The sequence below is a fragment of the Telluria sp. RB2R28 genome, assembly GCF_059685835.1.
Genome location: NZ_JCASIK010000002.1, coordinates 316,935 through 337,107, shown reverse-complemented (window position 1 = coordinate 337,107; position 20,173 = coordinate 316,935). Strand labels below are relative to the sequence as shown.

The window sequence follows — 20,173 nt, the reverse complement described above, 5'->3', positions numbered from 1 at the left end:
AAATGAAGATGATTCGACGGTTGCGTTGGGAGGTCGCGGTTGGCGGCGTTGAAATGCTCGATATCAAGGCGCGCGGCCGCCGCGCACGGTGTCCAGCGTCGTCCCCGCCTGCAGCATGACGACCTGATTGCGCCCGCGCGACTTGGCCTCGTACATGGCCCGGTCGGCCGAGATGAACAGCGAGCGCAGATCGTCGAACAGCGTCGGCACGATGCAGGCCACGCCCAGGCTGGCGGTGACCACGCCGGCGCACTCGGCGCGCGGGTTCGGCATGGCCAGGCGCTCGATGTGGGCGCGGATCGTTTCACCCAGACTCGCGGCGTTTGCGGCGCTGGTATCGGCCAGCAGCACGACGAATTCCTCGCCACCATAGCGCGCGGCCAGATCGGTCGGGCGCATCGCATGCGATTGCAGCGCTTCGGCGATCGCCTGCAGGCAGGTGTCGCCGGCGGCGTGGCCCAGGCTGTCGTTGTAGCCCTTGAAATGGTCGACGTCGATCACGATCAGCGACAGCGGCTGGCCATTCCTGATCGCGCGCTGCCATTCCTTCTCGAGGAATGCGTCGAAGTGGCGGCGGTTGGCGATACGCGTGAGCGGGTCGACCAGGGCGGCATGCTGCAGCGCTGTCTCCGATTGCTTGTGGTGCGTGATGTCGTGCAGCAGGATCACGAACAGCGTTTCGTCGCCGGCCATTGGCGAGAGTCCCATGTCGATCGCACGCAATGCGCCGTCGGGCTGGCGCAGCAGCACTTCGCGCGTGCCCCGGCAGCGCGCAGCAGCATGCTCGTCCGACGGGTTGGCGAAGAAGGCGGCGTAGTCATGGGCTGCCGGCGGCTCGAGCAGGTCGCACAGCGGGCGCCCGGCGAGCAGGTTGCGTGGCTGCGCCAGAAAGCCTTCGCTGGCCGGGTTGGCAAAGGCGATGCACCCGCTTGCATCGACGAGCATCAGGCCTTCGTCCATCCCGTCAACGACCAGCTGGAGGCGCTCGGCCTGCTGTTTCTGGCTGTCGCTGCTGCTGCGCAGGCGCAGCTGGGCACGCACACGCGCGCAAACTTCGGCCATGCGCACGGGCTTGGCGATGTAATCGGCGGCGCCAGTGTCGAAGCCGGCGACGACGTCATCGGTTTCGCCGCATTCGGTGATGAAGATGACGGGAATATGGGTGGTGTCGGGCGCGCGCTTGAGGCGGCGGCAGATTTCCAGACCGTCGAGGTCGGGCAGGCGGACGTCGAGCAGGATCAGGTCGGGCTGGACGCGCTGCGCGATGTCGAGCGCGCGCTTGCCGGTGCTGGCGACGAAGGTCTGGTAACCCTGTTGTCGCATCATGTCTTGCAACAAGCCGACGCTGTCGGGGGCGTCGTCGACGATCAGAATGGCGGATTGGCGCGCCGGAGCTGCAAGCGCTAGAGCAGGGTGCATCATCAATTGCGGAAAGACCTCATCAGTGTGAGGAAATCATAACCGCAATCCAAGGTAATCAGACAACTGATCTTGCCAGAAACCCACCATGTGATACAGTTGTTGCAATAATGCAACTGAACCGTTGTTGGCCCGCGAATGACTCGCGGGCCAAACAGGGTGTTACAGCATGCCGGCGATGAGCTTGCCGAGGATGGCGATACCTTCGCGGATGCGTTCCGGCGGCACCGTCACGAACGACAGGCGCAGCGTGTTCGACGCCGGGTCGTTGGCGTAGAACGGCGCGCCCGGCACGAACGCCACCTTGGCGGCGAGCGACTGTTCGAGCAGTTTCATCGCGTCGATCTGCTGTGGCAGCGTGACCCAGATGAACATGCCGCCTTCCGGCTCGGTCCAGCTGACGCTCGTCGGGAAGTGTTCCTTCATCGCGTCGAGCATGCACTGGCACTGGTCGCTGTACAACTGGCGGATGGTCGGGATGTGCTCGTCGAGGAAACCATCCTTGACGACTTCGTGCACGACCATCTGCGTGAGCTGCGCGGTGTGCAGGTCGGCGGCCTGCTTGGCCAGCTCGAGGCGGCGCACCAGCGGCAGCGGGGCGCACACGTAACCGAGGCGGATGCCGGGCGTGAGCACCTTCGAGAACGAGCCCATGTAGATGACGCCGTCCGGGTTCATCGCGACCATCTTCGGCATCGGCTCGCCGCGGTACGACAGCGAACCGTACGGATCGTCCTCGATCAGCGGGATGGCCAGGCGCGCGCAGGTTTCCACCAGTTCGCGGCGGCGCTCGAGCGACAGGCTGCGGCCGGTCGGGTTCTGGAAGTTGGGCAGCGAGTACAGCATGCGCGCGCCCTTGGCGACGGCATCGATCGAGGATGGCACCAGGCCGTGCTCGTCGGTGTCGACCGATTTGAATTCGGGGCGGTACACCGAGAACGCCTGCAGCGCACCCAGGTAGCTCGGGGTTTCGACCAGCACGCGGCTACCTTCGTCGATCAGCACCTTGCCGAGCAGGTCGAGCGCCTGCTGCGAGCCGGACGTCATCAGGATCTGTTCCGGCAGGATGGTCGAGCCTTCCGTGGACAACGAATTGGCAATCCATTCGCGCAGTGGCGCGTAGCCGTCGGTCGGGCCGTATTGCAGCGCTACCTTGCCGGCTTCGCTCAGCACCTTGTCGTAGGCCGCTTTCATGCGCTCGACCGGGAAGGTCGCAGGCGACGGCAGGCCGCCGGCGAACGAAATGATGTCCGGACGCTGGGTGATCTTCAGGATTTCGCGGATGAAGGAGCTTTGCAGCTGCGCGGCGCGTTCCGAGAACTGCCACTGGATAGGATTGGGGTTTTCGATTTTCATACTTGTCTCGCAGGAAGGGGCACGGTCGTGCCGGGCCATTATAGAACACGCCGGGTAGGCGATCTCTTGTCGGCGGACGGCGCCGGGTCAGCGCCACCCGTGAATCACAGTAAAGGAAACACCGGCGAATGTGCGCCGGTTATTGCCACGCAAACGCTGTTTTTATGCCACTTCGACGATCATCTCGATCTCGACGCAGGTGCCACGTGGCAGCGATGCGACGCCGAAGGCCGAACGCGCGTGTTTGCCAGTGTCGCCGAACACTTCGCCGATCAGTTCCGAAGCGCCATTGGTGACCAGGTGCTGTTCGTTGTAATCCGGGGTCGATGCGACCAGGCTCATGAGTTTGACGATGCGCTTGACGCGTGTCAGGTCGCCGCCGACGGCTTCCTGCAGCGTGCCGATCAGGTCGATGGCGACCGAGCGCGCAGCGGCCTGGCCGTCTGCGGTGGTCTTGTCGCGGCCCAGGATGCCGGCGTTCGGCGAACCGTCGGCATTCTTGGCGATGTGGCCCGAGATGAACACGAGGTTGCCGGTCTGGACGTACATGACGTAGGCTGCGGCCGGGGTCGCTGGTGCTTCCAGCGTGATGTTCAGTTCTTTGAGTTTGTCGTAGACGGTCATGGAATTTCCAGGGTGCGTGAATGAATCCGGTATTGTACGTCGAGCCGGCGGCGCTGCCCAACCACCGGCTTCGGTAGCATCCATGTATGGGGTCATGGCCGCCGCGCGATATTGCTTATCAAAAATATCTCTTGAAATCCTCCGGTAGGGCCACATATGCGTCCGGGTCTGACCAACCCCTATTGTCTTTAACGAGGAACAAGATGGCACACGCCGAAAAAGAAACCCTTGGATTTCAGGCTGAAGTAAAACAGCTGCTGCAACTGATGATTCACTCCTTGTACTCCAACAAGGAAATCTTCCTGCGCGAATTGATCTCGAACGCGTCGGATGCGTCCGACAAGCTGCGCTTCGAGGCGATCAACAACGACGCCCTGTACGGCAACGACCACGAACTGAAAATCAAGGTGGCGTTCGACGCTGCCGCCAAGACGATCACGATCTCGGACAACGGTATTGGCATGAACCGTGACGAAGTGATTTCGCACCTGGGCACCATCGCCAAGTCGGGCACCAAGGAATTCTTCAGCAAGCTCTCCGGCGACCAGCAGCAGGACGCGGCGCTGATCGGCCAGTTCGGCGTGGGCTTCTATTCGGGCTTCATCGTCGCGTCGAAAATCACCGTCGAGACCCGCCGCGCGGGTGCCGATGCATCCGAAGGCGTGCGCTGGGAGTCGGCTGGCGAAGGCGACTACAGCATCGAACAGATCGAAAAGGCCGGTCGCGGCACCGACGTGATCCTGCACCTGCGCGACGGCGAAGAAGAACTGCTGTCGGCCTGGAAGCTCAAGTCGATCATCCGCAAATACTCCGACCACATCTCGCTGCCGATCGTGATGCAGAAAGAAGAGTGGGACGAAGAAAAGAAAGAAACCGTCCTGAAGGACGACGTCGAGACCGTGAACCAGGCCAGCGCGCTGTGGGCACGCTCGAAGAACGACATCACCGAAGAGCAGTACAACGAGTTCTACAAGCACGTCTCGCACGACTTCCAGGAACCGCTGACCTATACCCACAACCGGGTCGAGGGCCGCAGCGAATACACGCAACTGCTGTACGTGCCGGCGCACGCGCCGTTCGACCTGTGGGACCGCAACAAGCGCGGCGGCATCAAGCTGTACGTCAAGCGCGTCTTCATCATGGACGACGCCGAGCAGCTGATGCCGACCTACCTGCGCTTCATCAAGGGCGTGATCGACTCGAGCGACCTGCCGCTGAACGTCTCGCGTGAAATCCTGCAGGAGTCGCGCGACGTGCGCGTGATCCGCGAAGGCTCGACCAAGCGCGTGCTTGGCATGCTCGAAGAAATGGCGAACTCGGACGAGCAGGCCGGCAAGGACAAGTACGCGACCTTCTGGAAGGAATTCGGCCAGGTGCTCAAGGAAGGCGTGGGCGAAGATGCGACCAACAAGGACCGCATCGCCAAGCTGCTGCGCTTTGCCTCGACCGCCAATGACTCGGACGCCCAGACCGTCTCGTTCGCCGACTATATCGGCCGCATGAAGGAAGGCCAGGACAAGATCTATTACGTCACGGCTGACAACTACAACGCGGGCAAGAACAGCCCGCACCTGGAAATCTTCCGCAAAAAGGGCGTCGAAGTCATCCTGATGACCGACCGCGTCGACGAGTGGATGCTGTCGTTCTTCACCGAGTTCGAAGGCAAGGAACTGGTATCGGTCGCCAAGGGCGGCCTGGACCTGGGCGCGCTGGAGGACGAAGCCGAGAAGAAGGAACATGCCGAGACCGAAGCCGGCTACAAGGAACTGGTCGAGAGCATGAAGGGCGCGCTGGGCGAGAAGGCCAAGGAAGTACGCGTGACGTTCCGCCTGACCGATTCGCCAGCCTGCCTGGTGGCGGACGACAACGAGCTGTCGGGCAACCTGCTGCGCATGCTCAAAGCTGCAGGGCAGGACGCGCCGGAATCGAAGCCGATCCTCGAGATCAACCCGAACCACCCGCTGGTGCAGCGCCTGAAGTACGAAGACACCACGAGCCCGCGCTTTGCCGACTGGTCGCACATCCTGTTTGATCAGGCGATGCTGGCCGAAGGCGGCAGCCTGAGCGATCCGGCGTCGTTCGTGAAACGCCTGAACGAGATGCTGCTGTCTGGCGCGAAGTAAGCGTTTGATCCGTTAGTGTCAAAGCCGCCGTTCCCGTTATCGGGAGCGGCGGCTTTTTTTTGGGGTGAGCGCTGATTGCGCGCTGCTGCTCCACCTACAGGTGACGCACCTCGGCTGGCGCTGTATGCCAGTTGTCGTTGCGGCCATCGATGTAGCGCACCGGCGCTTCCATGAGCGCATCGACCGGCAGATCATCCAGGCTGGCCACCGTCACGGCAACGAACGGGCCCGCAGCGACGGTCGTGAAGACATGGACGCCGCAGACGCTGCAGAACGCGTGGCCGTCACGGTGCGCGCCGAAGCGGTAGTCGCGCAGCGTGTCCTGGCCCTGCAACAGGCGAAACGCCGTGGGCGCGATAACAAAGGCCCAGAACCGCAGCTTGGTGCAGATCGAGCAGTTGCACTTGACCGTGCCGGCAGCCAGGTCGATGTCGGCTTCATAGCGTACCGAACCGCAGTGGCAACTGCCGTGAAAGGTGGTCATTCAGGCAGTCACGCCATGACGACGCGTCCAGGTAGCACGGTCGATGCCGTACGCTGTGACGGACGTGCCATGCCACGTTTCCACGCCGCGATACGCCATGCCCAATTTTTCCATCACGCGCTGTGACGCGGCGTTTTCAGGGTCGCAGATCGCGCAGAGGAGTAGCACGCCCAGATCGTCGAAGGCAAAGCGTGCCATCCGCTCGGCTGCTTCGATCGCGTAACCCTGGCCCCAGCGATCGGGCCGCAGGCGCCAGCCGATTTCATGCGGGTTGGATGTGTTGTGCCCGAGATGCTGGATACAGCCGGCGCCGATCAACTCTCCCGAGTCGCGTTCGATCAGGCTCCACCACGCGTAGCCGAGTGTTTCCCAGCGCGCCTTGACCCGGGCGATCACGGCATGCGTGTCGTCGGGGGTTTCGGGCTGGCCCGAAATGAAGCGCATGACGAGCGGGTCACTGTTAAGTTGGCGCAGGCCGTCGTAATGCGCTTCCTGCATCGGCTCGAAGCGCAGCCGCGCGCTGTTCATGACCGTCATGGTTTATTTGCTGATGTCAGCGCAAAACGCATCCAGCAAACGCAAGCCTTCGGGCCAGTCGCCATGCCCCGAGTCGGTAGTGACATGGCCAGCGTCGCCGATCTCGACCAGTTTGCTGCCCCAGGCGTCGGCAAACGACTGGGTGCGCTCGAGGGTGGCATAGGGATCGTTCGTGCTCGCCACGATCATGCTGGGGAATGGCAGTGGCGTGCGTGGGGCCGGCGCCCAATTGCCGGCAGGGATCGGGAACGATGGCCGCTCGACGTCGCTGGGCGCCACCAGAAACGCGCCCGCCACTTTCAAGGGGGAACCCGACAACGCCCAATGCGCCACCAGCATGCAGCCGAGGCTGTGTGCGACCAGGAGCGGGGCGCCGCTGCAGCCGGCAATGGCTTCTTCCATCTCGGCCACCCACTCGTCGCGGTCGGGGTTGGTCCAGTCGCGGTGCTCCGCGCGGCGCCATGCCGGACGACGCTCGTGCCACAGCGATTGCCAGTGGCGGGGGCCGGAATTGAACAGACCGGGCAGGATCAGTACGTCACACGTCATCTTGTTTCTCCTTGATGGGAATGGTCGGCGCCGGCGCCAGCGCCAGCGTTGCGGGCTGGGCGCGGCGCATGGCGCCGCAGCGGGCGCAGCACGCGCTCGAACAGGCGCCTGAACACGTCCTTGCGCTGCTCGGTCAGCATGCCGAGCAGTGCGGTAGCGAGGGCGACGGCTGCCGACAGGGCCAGCACGTCAGTCACGCTGGCGGGATCATGCGGATACAGCTCGGGCCAGCCGATCAGCACCAGCGCATGCGACAGGTACAGCGTCAGCGTATACGCGGCGAACAGCCGGATGGGCCGCGCCACGCGCAGCAGGCCGGTAAAGCCGGCAAAGCGGGCGCACGCGAAATTGAGGACGACGATGAGGCCGAAGGCGTAGTCGGCCAGGAAGCGGTCGGCGTTGCCCAGTGCGACGTACTGGCCGAGCCAGCTGGCGCGTCCGGCCTCGCGCAGCAGTTCCTCGACGCCGTAAGCCTCATACGTCACCAGCAAGGCCATGCTCAGTGCCCAGCCGACGCGTGCAGTTGTGACGCCCAGGCTGTAGCGCGCCTGCCAGTGGTACAGCGCGACGCCGGCCAGCCAGACGGGCAGCAGGAGCCACAGCTTGTAACCCATGACGGCCAGCAGCAGGGCAATTGCCGGCAGGCGCCATGGGCGGCGCACGTAACAGGCGACGCCGAACAGCACGTAGAACCAGACCTCGTAATTGAGCGACCACCAGGGGCCGAGCCAGGGCGGGTACTCCGACAGTTTCCACAAGTCGCCCATGAACAGCAGGTGGAACGGGATATAGAACCAGGGCTTGGCCACCTGGTAGCTCGCGTCCATGCCCGGAACATGCGGGCCCTGGCTCAGGTAAGCGCACAGGAAGCCCAGCAGCAGCACGGGCAGGGCCACCGAATAGATCCGGGCCGCGCGTGCGACGGTGAAGTCGAGTGCATCGGGGCGGCGTGTCTGCGTGGTGTAGGCAATGACGAAGCCGGACAACACGAAGAAGGCCATGACCGATTCGCGGCCGAGCAGCGTCCAGTGCTGGGAGCCGGGAATATCGACCAGCCTGAACATGCGCATGTGCATCAGGACCACGGCCAACGCAGCCAGGAAGCGGACCAGGTCGAGGTACACCGAGAACGGCTGGTTGAGGGGAGTAGGGGTAGTGCGCATCGTGTTAATAATAAAGCAAAATGTGGATTGCACGATTTTTGGCCGGGGGGCGATACGACGAAAAAAAAGTTCAAAATTTTTTGCAGCGAACCCTAAAGTTCCCGCAGGACCGTCCGATAACAGTCCCAGATAGGCAGCGAACCGCGAACATTTTTCAAAAATATGTGCGAATCGCCCTAAAGTCGGCGGCGCGGCTGCCGTAAATGGAAGAGCAGGCAGGGTGGAGCAGTTTGGGTGGCTGCGAAAATGTTGAAAATTTTTTCAAACAAACCCTAAAGTTGTTCCGCACGCTGCCGTTAAAGAGATTAGAGGCTATTGCCGCGTGGCAAAATTGCGACAAACGCGTTTTGTTGCTGTGTATCATCAAGGTGCTTTCCTGCACCAAACAGCCCTGGTTTTTATCAGGGTTTCATAGGGAACCAGATGGGTTTGTAAGACAAACTCCTATGGGTCCGTCTCGTCGTTCACTGACTGAAAATACAGACTTTCTCCAATTTGTGAATAGTTTCCTCACGGTCAGAATCTATCTCATCGGCAACACAACGGCAGCCGACACAATGACTGGAGAGAGAAAATGACGATGAACGACATGATGGCTGAAATTCGCGACGCTAACCTGAGCTACCTGATGCTGGCCCAGCAAATGATCCGTGCCGACAAGGTCACCGCCATTTTCCGCCTGGGCGTCTCGGCCGACATCGCCGACCTGATCGAAGGCATGAGCAACGCGCAAATCCTGAAGCTTGCTGGCGGCAACATGATGCTGGCCCGCTTCCGCTTCGACGACAGCGCGATCCTGTCGATGCTGACGAGCCACACGAAGGAACGCAGCCTGGCCCAGTCGCACGCCGCCATCCTGATGGCCGGCCAGCCAGTCGAAGAGATCGTATAATCGCTGTCAGCGGTCTTGCTGTGAGGCCGACCGTGCCGGGAGCCGTATCGCCATGAGTAAAAAGAGCGTTGTCACCGAGGCGCAGGAAATCCAGCTCGCCATTGAACTGATCAACCTGGGCGCACGCCTGCAGCTGCTCGAGACCGAAGTCTCGCTGTCGCGCGAACGCCTGCTCAAGCTGTACAAGGAGCTCAAGGGTGTCTCTCCACCCAAGGGCATGCTGCCGTTCTCGACCGACTGGTTCCTGACCTGGCAACCGAATATCCATTCGTCGTTGTTCATCAATATCCACCAGTTCCTGGTGGAGCATGCCGGCGCCACCGGCATCCAGGCCGTGATGAAGGCCTACAAACTCTACCTCGAACAAATGCCGCCGGCGCCGAACGAAGAGCCGTTGCTCTCGCTCACGCGCGCCTGGACGCTGGTGCGCTTCTTCAATGGCGGCATGCTGCAACTGGCGCCATGCAGCAAGTGCCAGGGCAAGTTCATCGTCAACGCCCTCGACCTCAATAGCGACTACCTGTGCGGCCTGTGCCACATGCCCTCGCGCGCCGGCAAGACGCGCAAGGCCAAGGAAGCGCTCGACCAGGCGCGCGCCGACGAAGAGGCCGAGGGCAGGGCCGCCGGCCTCGACCCGGCCTGATCCAGCGCGCCGGCAGCCTGCCTTGCCCGCATCACCTTCGTCCCCGCCGTCCCGGCGCCTGCTGGGCGCGCCCGCAGTCCGGGCGCTGCTGCTGCAGCTTGCCGCCTTTCCCCTCACGCTCGCCGCCATCTACCTGCTCGCCACGGGCGGTCTGACCGTCTCGTACTGGCACGTGGCGCTGGTCCAGGGCCTGCTTGCGGCGGGCCTGACCTGGTGGCGCGGCCTGGCGATCTGGTGGCGCGCGATCCAGTTCGGTTTTCCTCTGGCCTTGCTGGCCACCAGCACGCTGGCAATACCGCCGCTGGCATTTCTCGTCATCTTCGTCTTCCTGTTGCTGCTGTACTGGTCGACCTACCGCACGCAGGTGCCGTATTACCCGTCCGGCCGCAAGGTGTGGGAGGCAGTCGATGCCGCGCTGCCGCAGGGCAGGGCGCTGCGCGTGATCGATATCGGCAGCGGCATCGGCGGGCTGGTGCTGGCGCTGCAGCGCCGCCGTTCAAACGCGCGCATCGAAGGCATCGAGCTCGCACCCTTGCCATGGCTGGCCAGCTTCGTGCGCACGAAGCTGGCGCGCAGCCCGGCCGTATTCATTCGTGGCGACTATGAGCAGCTCGACCTGGGCGACTACGACGCCGTATTCGCCTACCTGTCTCCGGCCGCGATGAGCGCGCTGTGGCGCAAGGCCGCGCGCGAGATGCGTCCCGGTTCGATGCTTTTCAGTTACGAATTCATCGTTGTCGGACAAACACCGACGCGTGTTGTGCATCCGTACACAGGTGGGCCCGCTTTGTATATATGGGACTTTTAAGAGACAAACGATGAGTTTCCGGGGTGGTTTTGCTTGCCGGACAGCACTTCTCCAGCTAAAGTAATTCCCTGAATAAACATTTTCTGAAATTACCGGTTCCGAGTCGACATGTCGCGACACGGCGCGGGTTTTCTGGAGCAAAATCCTTTGTTAGTTATTGTTGGTTACATCATCGTCTGTGCCTGCGTGTTTGGTGGCTTTGCCCTGGCGGGTGGTCACCTTGCGTCGCTGTGGCAGCCCATCGAACTGTTGATGATCGGCGGCGCCGCGTTCGGCGCTTTGTTCGTCGGTAACAGCGGCAAGGCAATCAAGGCGACGCTGAAAGCGTTCCCCAGCATTTTCAAGGGCTCGAAGTACACGAAGGACATGTACATGGAACTCATGGCGCTGCAATTCGACGTGCTGTCCAAGGTCCGCAAGGAAGGCCTGATGTCGATCGAGGGCGATATCGAAGCCCCGGACGCGTCGCCGCTGTTTTCGAAATACCCGGCCGTGGTGTCCGACCATCACATCATCGAATTCATGACCGATTACCTGCGCCTGATGGTGTCCGGCAATATGGATGCGATGCAGATCGAAAACCTGATGGACAACGAGATCGAGACGCACCATCACGAAGGCGCCATTCCGGCCCACGTGATCGCCAAGATCGGTGACGGCCTGCCGGCCTTCGGTATCGTGGCGGCGGTGATGGGCGTGGTCCACACGATGGAATCGGTCGGCTTGCCGCCGGCCGAGCTGGGCATCCTGATCGCCAAGGCGCTGGTCGGTACGTTCCTGGGCATCTTGCTGGCCTACGCGTTCGTCAGCCCGCTGGCGACCGTGCTGGAGCAGAAGCTCGAAGAGTCGACCAAGATGTTCCAGTGCGTGAAGGTGACGCTGCTGGCGAGCCTGAATGGCTATGCACCGGCGCTGGCCGTCGAATTCGGCCGCAAGGTGCTGTACTCGACCGAGCGCCCGACCTTCGCCGAGCTCGAAGAACACATCAAGAAGAAGAAGTAAGCCGCGATGACCGCATTCGATCTTTCGCCGGAGTACACCAGGGAGCATCAGCGTGGCTGACGACAACGCACGTCCCATTGTCATCAAGCGCATCAAGAAGGTGGCCGGCGGCCACCACGGCGGCGCCTGGAAAATCGCGTACGCCGACTTCGTGACCGCGATGATGGCGTTCTTCCTGCTCATGTGGTTGCTGGGCTCGACCGCCAAGGGCGACCTGGTGGGCATCTCGGAATACTTCAAGACCCCGTTGAAAGTGGCGATGCAGGGCGGCTCGGGCTCGGGCGATTCGTCGTCGGTGATCCAGGGCGGCGGCGAAGACCTGACGCGCACCGCCGGCCAGGTCAAGCGCGGCGACTCGGCGCCGGTCAGCAAGAGCTACGACCTGCAGGCGGCCAAGGCTGCGCTGGCGCGCGAAGAAGGCGAGCGCCTGAAAAACCTGAAGGCACGGATCGAGTCGGCCATCGAAGTCAATCCGATGCTCAAGAAGTACCAGAACCAGCTGCTGCTCGACATCACCAGCGAAGGCTTGCGCATCCAGATCGTCGATGAAAAGAACCGCCCGATGTTCGCGATGGCCAAGGCCGAGCTGCAACCGTACACGAAGGATATCCTGCACATCATCGGCATGGTGCTCAACGAGGTGCCGAACAAGCTGGGGATTTCGGGTCACACCGATTCGACGCCGTATCACAGCGACGCCGGCTACAGCAACTGGGAACTGTCGGCTGACCGCGCCAACGCATCGCGGCGCGAAATGGTGCTCGGCGGCCTGCAGGACGACAAGGTGCTGCGCGTGGTGGGGCTGGCCTCGGCCGCGCACCTGGATGCCACCGACCCGTTCAGCCCCATCAACCGGCGTATCAGCATCATCGTCATGAACAAGCGCACCGAAGACGCGGTGCGGCGCGATGCATCCACGCTGGACGTGCCGGCCGAGGACGCCGAGGCGGCAGCGACGGCGACGTTAAATGCGGTGAAACCGCGATGACCGACGCCGTGTGGGCAGGTTTGGAGAGAACACGATGACAAGAAAAAAGATACTCGGATCACACGTCAAGCGCCTGCTGTCAGGCGTGTCGGTGCATGGCCGGCGCCACCTGACCGAAGTGGAAGCCGATCTGCTCCAGACCGAATTGCTGCTCGAAGAAGCCATCGACAAGCTCACCGGCAGCTTCGTTGCGGTGCACGCCGTCGTCGGCGCGCGCCAGGAAGCGATCGACCGCATGCTCGCCGGCGGCGTGCTGTCGCTGGAAGATCGCGCGCTGCTCGGCTCGATGTCGGACGATGTGAGCGAGCACGTGAACACGGCGATCACGAGCATGCAGTTCCAGGACCTGACGGCGCAACTGATCGAGCGTACGCTGCGCCGCGTGGCGGGCTTGCGCGACTTTTTGGGCACGTTGAACGACCATGGCGAAGGGATCACGCCAGACCACGGCAGCGACGAAATCGTCGATCGCCTGGGCCAGGTCAGCGTCGCGCTGGCGATCCAGTCGCTCCAGTTGCGCAGCAAGCTGCGCAGGTCGGTCGAACAGAAACACCTGGAAAGCGGCGACGTCGAGCTGTTCTGACCGCGCCGCCGCCCGGTACTCACCTAACAACCAATTCAACCCGGGTCCGCCCGGTGTAAAACAGCAGGAGCACAAGATGGCAAAAACGATTCTCGCAGTCGACGATTCCAGTTCACTACGCCAGATGGTGGCTTTCAGTCTGAAGGCCGCCGGCTACCATGTGGTGGAAGCCGTGGACGGCCAGGACGGCCTCGACAAGGCGAAGCTGCAGGCCGTCGACCTGGTGCTGACCGACCAGAACATGCCGAAGATGGATGGCCTGGCGCTGATCAAGTCGCTGCGCTCGCTGCCCGGCTACGCGAAGACACCCATCCTGATGCTCACCACCGAGTCGTCGGACGAAATGAAATCCAAGGGCCGTGCTGCCGGCGCCAATGGCTGGCTGGTCAAGCCGTTCGATCCGCAGCGCCTGATCGAGGTGGTCAAAAAAGTGATCGGTTAAGCCATGAATTTTGGCTTAGGCAACCACGAGCGGACATCCCCATGAGCATCGACATCAGCCAGTTTTACCAGGTCTTTTTCGACGAAGCAGAAGAACTGCTCGCCGAAATGGAGCGCCTGCTGCTGGGCGTCGATCTGGCAGCGCCCGACGCCGAGGACCTGAACGCGATCTTCCGCACCGCGCACTCGGTCAAGGGCGGCGCATCGACCTTCGGCCTGACCGATATGTGCGACGTGACCCACGTGCTCGAGTCGCTGCTCGACCGTATCCGCAAGGGCGAGATGGCGCTGACCTCGAACCACGTGGACGCGTTCTTGGCAGCCAAGGACGCGCTCAAGATGCAGCTGGACGGCCACCGCCACGGCAAGCAGGTCGACCAGGAAGTCGTCGCCAACGTGCGCATGGCGCTGCATGACCTGGCCGAAGGCGTCGTGCCGGTCGCGCCGGTCGTCGCACCGTCCTACCTGTCGGCGCCGGCACGCGTTGAAGTGCCGACCGAAGGTGCGCACCGCTACAAGATCGAGCTGCCGCAAGTGGCGCAGCGCGACATCGATGCGCTGGTCGACGAGCTGGGCCTGATGGGCCGGATCTCGGTCGCGCCGCTCGATGGCGGGCGCACCGCCGTCATCATCACGACACTGGAAAGCCTGGACGACATCATCGCGATCTGCTCGTTCGTGCTCGATCCCGATGACCTGAAAATCTTCGAGGCGCCGGCGCTCACCCCAGAGCAGCGGCTGATCGAAGCGGCCGAGCGCAAGCGTATCGAAGACGACCAGGGCTACGGCTTCTTCGGCCCGGACGACGACGTGGCGCCTGCCGCGGGCGAACCGTCTGAACACGAACTGGGCTACGGCTTCTTCCAGCCGATCGAGCAGATCCGCGCAGCCGCCGGCATCGTCGAGAGCGCGCCGGAGCCGGTAGCGGCGCTTGCCACGCAGGCCCAGAACGTCGTGGAGCACCTGGCCGAACTGGCGCTGGAAAAGAAAGCCGCGCGCAAGGACGACAAGAACGAGTCGTCGTCCATCCGCGTGTCGGTCGAAAAAGTCGATCAGCTGATCAACCTGATCGGCGAACTCGTCATCACCAATGCGATGCTCGAGCAGCGCAGCGCCGTGCTCGATCCGATCCTGCACGAGCGCCTGCTCTCGTCGGTGAGCCAGCTCGACCGCAATACGCGCGAGCTGCAAGAGGCGGTGATGTCGATCCGCATGATGCCGATGGACTTCGTGTTTTCGCGCTTCCCGCGCATGGTGCGCGACCTGGCCGGCAAGCTCGGCAAGAAGGTCGACTTCATCACCAATGGCGCCGCGACCGAACTGGATAAAGGCCTGATCGAACGGATCGTCGATCCGCTGACGCACCTGGTGCGCAACTCGATCGACCATGGCGTCGAAATGCCGGCAGCGCGCATTGCTGCGGGCAAGAGCGAAGCAGGGCGCCTGTTCCTGTCGGCCGGGCACCAGGGCGGGCATATCGTCATCGAAGTGGCCGACGACGGCGCCGGCCTGAACCGCGAAAAAATCCTGGCCAAGGCGGCCCAGAACGGGCTGGCCGTGTCCGACACGATGACGGACGCCGAAGTCTGGCAACTGATCTTCGCACCGGGCTTCTCGACCGCCGATACGGTCACCGACGTGTCGGGCCGCGGCGTGGGCATGGATGTCGTCAAGCGCAATATCACCGCGATGGGCGGCACGGTCGACATCCGCTCGGCGGCCGGTTTCGGCACGACGATCTCGATTTCGCTGCCGCTGACGCTGGCGATCCTGGACGGCATGTCGATCCGCAGCGGCGAAGAAATCTACATCCTGCCGCTGTCGTTCGTCGTCGAATCGCTGCAGCCGACGCCGCAGGACGTGCGCGAGATCGCCGGCCGCGGGCGCGTGCTGAAAGTGCGCGGCGAATACCTGCCGATGATCCCGCTGTACCAGATGTTCGATATCGAACCGGTGCACCGCGACCCGTCCGACGGCATCGTCGTCATCCTCGAAACCGAGGGCAAGAAGGCGGCGCTGTTCGTGGACGAACTGGTCGGGCAGCAGCAGGTGGTGGTCAAGAACCTGGAAGCGAATTACCGTAAAGTGGCCGGGATTTCCGGTGCAACCATCATGGGCGACGGTGGTGTCGCCCTGATTCTCGACGTGGCAGCGCTGGTGCGCTCGTCGCGCCAGCTGGCCGACGATCCCGTCGTTCAATAAATTTTCATTTTCACTGCAAACAAAGGAATACCATGTCCAACCTGGCAAACACCCTCTCGACCGACGGCACCGCGCACGACGGCGCCGGCAGCGAATTCCTTGCCTTCACCCTGGGCTCGGAAGAATACGGCATCGACATCCTGAAGGTGCAGGAAATCCGTGGCTACGAAGCCGTGACCCGCATCGCCAACGCCCCCGAATTCATCAAGGGCGTGATCAATCTGCGCGGCATCATCATTCCCGTGGTCGACATGCGCATCAAATTCAAGCTGGGCACGCCGGTGTACGACCAGTTTACCGTCGTGATCATCCTGAACATCGGTGGCCGCATCATGGGCATGGTGGTCGACAGCGTTTCGGACGTCACCACGCTCACGCCAGACCAGATCAAGCCAGCCCCGGAAATGGGCAGCGCCTTCAATTCGGACTACATGATTGGCCTGGGCACCGTCGACGAGCGCATGCTGATCCTGGTTGACATCGACAAGCTGATGTCGTCGAGCGAAATGGGCCTGATCGACAAGCTGGCGGCGTAAGCCACCGGTCTGCGTCGGCACCAAGCACAATCATCCGGCCGGCTCCGCGAGCTCGCCATCGTATTCAAGAAAGTCACGCACAGTGCCGCAGCAGAAAACAGAAACCAATAAAGAGTTCGATTTCACCCGCCGTGATTTCGAACGGGTGCGCGCGCTGATTCACCAGCGCGCCGGCATCTCCCTGGCCGACAGCAAGCAGGAGATGGTCTACAGCCGCCTGGCCCGGCGCCTGCGCGCGACTGGCATCCAGTCGTTCACGCGCTATCTGGACGACCTCGAAGCAGGGCGCATGGACCGCGAGTGGGAGTCGTTTACCAATGCGCTGACCACCAACCTGACGTCGTTCTTCCGCGAGGCGCATCACTTCCCGCTGCTGCTCGAGCACCTGGTGGGGCTGCACAAGAAGGATCCGCGCCCGCTGCGCATCTGGTGCTCGGCCGCGTCCACCGGCGAAGAGCCGTATTCGATCGCGATGACGGCCTGTGAAGCGTTCAACACGCTCACGCCGAAAGTCGAGATCATCGCCACCGACATCGACACCAATGTGCTGGCCACGGCGTCCAACGGCGTGTACCAGATGGAGCGCATCGAGAAGGTCTCGCCGGAACGCCTGCGCCGCTTCTTCTTGCGCGGCAAGGGCGCCCACGAAGGCATGGTGCGCATCCGTCCCGAGCTGCGCTCGCTCGTCACGTTCAAGCCGCTCAACCTGCTGGCAGATGGCTGGCCGCTGGACGGGCAGTTCGACGCGATCTTTTGCCGCAACGTGATGATCTATTTCGACAAGCCGACCCAGCGCACCATCCTGAGCCGCTTCGTGCCGCTGATGAAGGGCCACGGCCTGCTGTTTGCCGGCCACTCCGAGAACTTTTTGTACGTGTCCGATTCCCTGCGCTTGCGCGGCAAGACCGTGTACGAACTCGACGCGCGCACGGCGTAAGAACGAAGGGCGACCATGAACAGCCAATTCGCAACCAATCTGTACCACGACCGCACGTTCGCGATCGACGCCGCCAAGATCCTGCCCGGCGAGTATTTTTATACCAAAGAAAACATGCTGATCGCGACCGTGCTCGGCTCGTGCGTGTCGGCCTGCATCCGCGACCGCGTCACGGGCCTGGGCGGCATGAACCATTTCATGCTGCCCGACGGCGCGGCCGAGCCCAACAATCCGGTATCGGCCTCGATGCGCTATGGCACGTTCGCCATGGAAATCCTGATCAACGATCTGCTCAAGGCCGGCGCGCGCCGTGAACACCTCGAAGCCAAGGTGTTTGGCGGCGGCGCCGTGCTGCGCGGTTTTACCGCGATGAACGTCGGCGAGCGCAATGCCGCGTTCGTCATGCAGTTTTTGAAGACCGAACGGATTCCGGTATTGGCCGAAGACCTGAATGACATCTACCCGCGCAAGGTGTTTTTCTTCCCGCGTACGGGCAAGGTCCTGGTCAAGAAGCTGATGCAGACCCACAACGACACACTGGCCAAGCGCGAACTCGATTACGCCAAGCGACTCAAGGTCGAACCCGTCGGCGGCGCGATCGACCTGTTCTGAGCAACCACGGAGACACCATGAAAATCAAGGTCCTGATCGTCGACGACTCGGCACTGATCCGCAGCGTGATGAGCGAGATCGTCAACTCGCAACCCGATATGGAAGTGGTCGCCACGGCGCCCGATCCCCTTGTCGCGCGCGAGCTGATCAAGAAACACAATCCGGACGTGCTGACGCTCGACGTCGAAATGCCCAAGATGGATGGCCTCGACTTTCTCGAAAAACTGATGCGCCTGCGCCCGATGCCGGTGCTGATGGTGTCGTCGCTGACCGAGCGCGGCTCGGAAATCACGATGCGCGCGCTGGAGCTTGGCGCGGTCGATTTCGTCACCAAGCCCAAGATATCGATCCAGAGCGGCATGCGCGAATATGCCGACATGATCGCCGACAAGATCCGCGGCGCCGCACGGGCACGCATCGCGCCGCGCAGCCGCACGCCCCAGGTGGCCAGCACGCAACTGTCGGCGCTGAGGAGTCCTCTCATTTCTTCCGAAAAACTGATCATCATCGGCGCCTCGACCGGCGGCACCGAAGCGATCCGCGAATTTTTGATGCAGATGCCGTCCGATTGCCCGGGCATCCTGATTGCCCAGCACATGCCGGAAGGCTTTACCACGTCGTTCGCCAAGCGCCTCGATTCGCTGTGCAAGATCAGCGTGGTCGAGTCGGCTGGTAACGAGCGGGTGCTGCCCGGTCACGCCTACATCGCGCCCGGTCACTCGCACCTGTTGCTGGTGCGCTCCGGCGCGAATTACATGACGCGCATTGAGCAGAGTCCGCCCGTGAATCGCCACCGGCCATCGGTCGATGTGTTGTTCCGTTCCGCTGCGCAGGCGGCCGGTAAAAACGCCGTTGGTGTTATCCTGACCGGGATGGGCAAGGACGGCGCGGCAGGCATGCTCGAGATGCGCGAAGCCGGCGCCCACAACTTCGCGCAGGACGAAGCGAGCTGTGTCGTATTTGGTATGCCGCGTGAAGCGATTGCCATCGGCGCAGCCCACGAAGTCGGTCCATTGCAGGCTTTACCGCGCCTCGTACTCGACCATCTGGCCGCCCAAGGCAGCCGGGCGTTGCGCGTTTGAACTGAATTCATCATCCTTCCATGCTTTGTGGGCTATTTTATCGCCGCAGAGCAACAAAAATGCTATTCTTGCGTCTGTAAAAGTAGCTTACCCAACAAACCAAATTAGTAGATTCAAACGGAGTAATTCATGGCTGATCCAAAGATGCGTTTTCTGGTTGTTGACGATTTCTCGACGATGCGACGCATCGTCCGGAATCTGTTGAAAGAACTGGGTTATGCCAACGTCGACGAAGCAGAAGATGGCGTCATGGCGCTGGCAAAACTGCGCAGTGAATCGTTCGACTTCGTCGTGTCGGACTGGAATATGCCGAATATGGACGGCCTGACGATGCTGCAGCACATTCGTGCCGACCCTGCACTGGCCAAGCTGCCGGTGCTGATGGTGACCGCCGAAGCGAAGAAGGAAAACATCATCGCTGCAGCACAGGCAGGCGCCAGCGGCTATGTCGTCAAGCCATTCACGGCTGCGACGCTGGACGAAAAGCTGAACAAGATTTTCGAGAAACTGGACAAAGCCGGAGCCTGAAATGGTTGAGCAGAACACCGCGCCTGTTGCCGGCGCGTCGTCGCACGATGAGGTGCTGAGCCGGGTCGGTCACATGACCCGCGCACTGCACGAGAATCTGCGCGGCCTGGGCCTCGACAAGCTGATCGAGAAGGCCGCAAGCGACATCCCCGATGCGCGCGACCGGCTTGACTACGTGGCGCATCTGTCCGAACAGGCGGCCAAGAAGGTGCTGGACGCTACCGACGCGGCCGGTCCGCTGCAGGATGCCATCGAAACGCGTTCGACCGACCTCAAGGCAGGTTGGCAGGCGCTGCTCGACGCACCTGCCACCGAGGCAACCGATGCGCAGTGGCGCGCGATGGCGCAGCGCACGATTGCCGGCCTGGACGAGTCGCGTGCGGGGGCGGTTGCCACCCGCAGCGAACTGATGAGCATCATGATGGCCCAGGATTTCCAGGATCTGACCGGCCAGGTGATCGGTCGCATCACCGGCATTGCGCAGAACCTCGAAAAGCAGCTGGTCCAGGTCCTGATCGATTTCGCACCAAGCGAGATCAAGCGCGAACTGGACAATGGCCTGATGAACGGTCCGCAAATCAAGCCGACCGGCACCGAAGTCGTGGCAAACCAGGGGCAGGTCGACGACCTCCTCGACAGTCTCGGGTTTTGAGCTTGCGCCGAG

23 protein-coding genes are annotated in these 20,173 nt (G+C 62.3%); 16 read left to right on the top strand and 7 right to left on the bottom strand.

Features of this window, described 5'->3' with window-relative positions; genetic code table 11:
- Positions 1-63: 63 nt before the first annotated feature.
- The 3 genes from AC56LV_RS09095 to AC56LV_RS09085 all read right to left on the bottom strand — a co-directional run bounded on the left by AC56LV_RS09095 (position 64) and on the right by AC56LV_RS09085 (position 3,399).
- Positions 64-1,419, bottom strand: coding sequence for a diguanylate cyclase (locus AC56LV_RS09095; protein ID WP_499557023.1), 1,356 nt, complete (start codon positions 1,417-1,419; stop codon positions 64-66).
- A gap of 162 nt (positions 1,420-1,581) precedes the next feature.
- On the bottom strand, positions 1,582-2,775 hold the full coding sequence (locus AC56LV_RS09090; protein ID WP_499557021.1) for an aminotransferase-like domain-containing protein: 1,194 nt from the start codon (positions 2,773-2,775) through the stop codon (positions 1,582-1,584).
- 162 nt (positions 2,776-2,937) lie between these two features.
- On the bottom strand, positions 2,938-3,399 hold the full coding sequence (locus tag AC56LV_RS09085; protein WP_499557020.1) for a RidA family protein: 462 nt from the start codon (positions 3,397-3,399) through the stop codon (positions 2,938-2,940).
- Positions 3,400-3,602: 203 nt separating this feature from the next.
- Here AC56LV_RS09085 and htpG point away from each other — a divergent pair, with 203 nt between their 5' ends.
- Positions 3,603-5,522, top strand: coding sequence for a molecular chaperone HtpG (htpG, locus tag AC56LV_RS09080; RefSeq protein WP_499557019.1), 1,920 nt, complete (start codon positions 3,603-3,605; stop codon positions 5,520-5,522).
- A gap of 94 nt (positions 5,523-5,616) precedes the next feature.
- Here the strand turns inward: htpG and AC56LV_RS09075 are convergent, their stop codons facing one another.
- The 4 genes from AC56LV_RS09075 to AC56LV_RS09060 are packed head-to-tail and all read right to left on the bottom strand — an operon-like array spanning position 5,617 to position 8,255.
- Positions 5,617-6,006, bottom strand: coding sequence for a GFA family protein (locus AC56LV_RS09075; protein WP_499557018.1), 390 nt, complete (start codon positions 6,004-6,006; stop codon positions 5,617-5,619).
- Positions 6,007-6,543, bottom strand: a complete 537-nt coding sequence (locus tag AC56LV_RS09070) for a GNAT family N-acetyltransferase (protein ID WP_499557017.1) — start codon at positions 6,541-6,543, stop codon at positions 6,007-6,009.
- 3 nt (positions 6,544-6,546) lie between these two features.
- Positions 6,547-7,092 (bottom strand): RBBP9/YdeN family alpha/beta hydrolase, encoded by a 546-nt coding sequence (locus AC56LV_RS09065; RefSeq protein ID WP_499557016.1) that lies wholly within the window; start codon positions 7,090-7,092, stop codon positions 6,547-6,549.
- A complete protein-coding gene (locus tag AC56LV_RS09060) occupies positions 7,089-8,255 on the bottom strand; it encodes an acyltransferase family protein (protein WP_499557015.1) in 1,167 nt (388 codons plus the stop codon). Before AC56LV_RS09060 ends, AC56LV_RS09065 begins: the two co-directional genes overlap by 4 nt.
- 203 nt (positions 8,256-8,458) lie before the next feature.
- On the opposite strand from AC56LV_RS09060, the gene AC56LV_RS09055 reads away from it, so the two are divergent.
- The 15 genes from AC56LV_RS09055 to AC56LV_RS08985 all read left to right on the top strand — a co-directional run bounded on the left by AC56LV_RS09055 (position 8,459) and on the right by AC56LV_RS08985 (position 20,161).
- The gene (locus tag AC56LV_RS09055) at positions 8,459-8,833 is read left to right on the top strand and encodes a hypothetical protein (RefSeq protein WP_499557014.1); all 375 of its coding nucleotides are present in this window, start codon (positions 8,459-8,461) and stop codon (positions 8,831-8,833) included.
- The gene (gene flhD / locus AC56LV_RS09050; RefSeq protein WP_332531140.1) at positions 8,830-9,147 is read left to right on the top strand and encodes a flagellar transcriptional regulator FlhD; all 318 of its coding nucleotides are present in this window, start codon (positions 8,830-8,832) and stop codon (positions 9,145-9,147) included. Before AC56LV_RS09055 ends, flhD begins: the two co-directional genes overlap by 4 nt.
- Before the next feature lie 52 nt (positions 9,148-9,199).
- Positions 9,200-9,790 (top strand): flagellar transcriptional regulator FlhC, encoded by a 591-nt coding sequence (flhC, locus tag AC56LV_RS09045; RefSeq protein ID WP_183558050.1) that lies wholly within the window; start codon positions 9,200-9,202, stop codon positions 9,788-9,790.
- A gap of 22 nt (positions 9,791-9,812) precedes the next feature.
- The gene (locus AC56LV_RS09040; RefSeq protein ID WP_499557013.1) at positions 9,813-10,598 is read left to right on the top strand and encodes a class I SAM-dependent methyltransferase; all 786 of its coding nucleotides are present in this window, start codon (positions 9,813-9,815) and stop codon (positions 10,596-10,598) included.
- Positions 10,599-10,745: 147 nt separating this feature from the next.
- On the top strand, positions 10,746-11,600 hold the full coding sequence (gene motA / locus AC56LV_RS09035) for a flagellar motor stator protein MotA (RefSeq protein ID WP_332531143.1): 855 nt from the start codon (positions 10,746-10,748) through the stop codon (positions 11,598-11,600).
- Positions 11,601-11,652: 52 nt separating this feature from the next.
- A complete protein-coding gene (motB, locus tag AC56LV_RS09030; protein ID WP_499557012.1) occupies positions 11,653-12,588 on the top strand; it encodes a flagellar motor protein MotB in 936 nt (311 codons plus the stop codon).
- Between the two features lie 34 nt (positions 12,589-12,622).
- Entirely contained in the window at positions 12,623-13,171 is a 549-nt protein-coding gene (locus tag AC56LV_RS09025) for a chemotaxis protein (RefSeq protein WP_499557011.1), read from the top strand.
- 76 nt (positions 13,172-13,247) lie between these two features.
- Complete coding sequence (locus AC56LV_RS09020; RefSeq protein WP_183558064.1) at positions 13,248-13,613, top strand: response regulator; 366 nt, start codon at positions 13,248-13,250, stop codon at positions 13,611-13,613.
- 41 nt (positions 13,614-13,654) lie between these two features.
- Positions 13,655-15,814, top strand: a complete 2,160-nt coding sequence (cheA, locus tag AC56LV_RS09015) for a chemotaxis protein CheA (RefSeq protein ID WP_499557010.1) — start codon at positions 13,655-13,657, stop codon at positions 15,812-15,814.
- 32 nt (positions 15,815-15,846) lie between these two features.
- Entirely contained in the window at positions 15,847-16,350 is a 504-nt protein-coding gene (locus AC56LV_RS09010; RefSeq protein ID WP_183558070.1) for a chemotaxis protein CheW, read from the top strand.
- An 82-nt stretch (positions 16,351-16,432) separates the two neighbouring features.
- Positions 16,433-17,287, top strand: coding sequence for a CheR family methyltransferase (locus AC56LV_RS09005; protein ID WP_499557009.1), 855 nt, complete (start codon positions 16,433-16,435; stop codon positions 17,285-17,287).
- Between the two features lie 15 nt (positions 17,288-17,302).
- The gene (gene cheD, locus AC56LV_RS09000) at positions 17,303-17,899 is read left to right on the top strand and encodes a chemoreceptor glutamine deamidase CheD (protein WP_332531149.1); all 597 of its coding nucleotides are present in this window, start codon (positions 17,303-17,305) and stop codon (positions 17,897-17,899) included.
- A gap of 17 nt (positions 17,900-17,916) precedes the next feature.
- Positions 17,917-18,981: a protein-glutamate methylesterase/protein-glutamine glutaminase gene (locus AC56LV_RS08995; protein WP_183558080.1), complete on the top strand. Its 1,065-nt coding sequence runs from the start codon at positions 17,917-17,919 to the stop codon at positions 18,979-18,981.
- A 129-nt stretch (positions 18,982-19,110) separates the two neighbouring features.
- Complete coding sequence (gene cheY, locus AC56LV_RS08990; RefSeq protein ID WP_183558083.1) at positions 19,111-19,509, top strand: chemotaxis response regulator CheY; 399 nt, start codon at positions 19,111-19,113, stop codon at positions 19,507-19,509.
- 1 nt (position 19,510) lies between these two features.
- Positions 19,511-20,161, top strand: a complete 651-nt coding sequence (locus tag AC56LV_RS08985; protein ID WP_499454659.1) for a protein phosphatase CheZ — start codon at positions 19,511-19,513, stop codon at positions 20,159-20,161.
- Positions 20,162-20,173 lie beyond the last annotated feature (12 nt).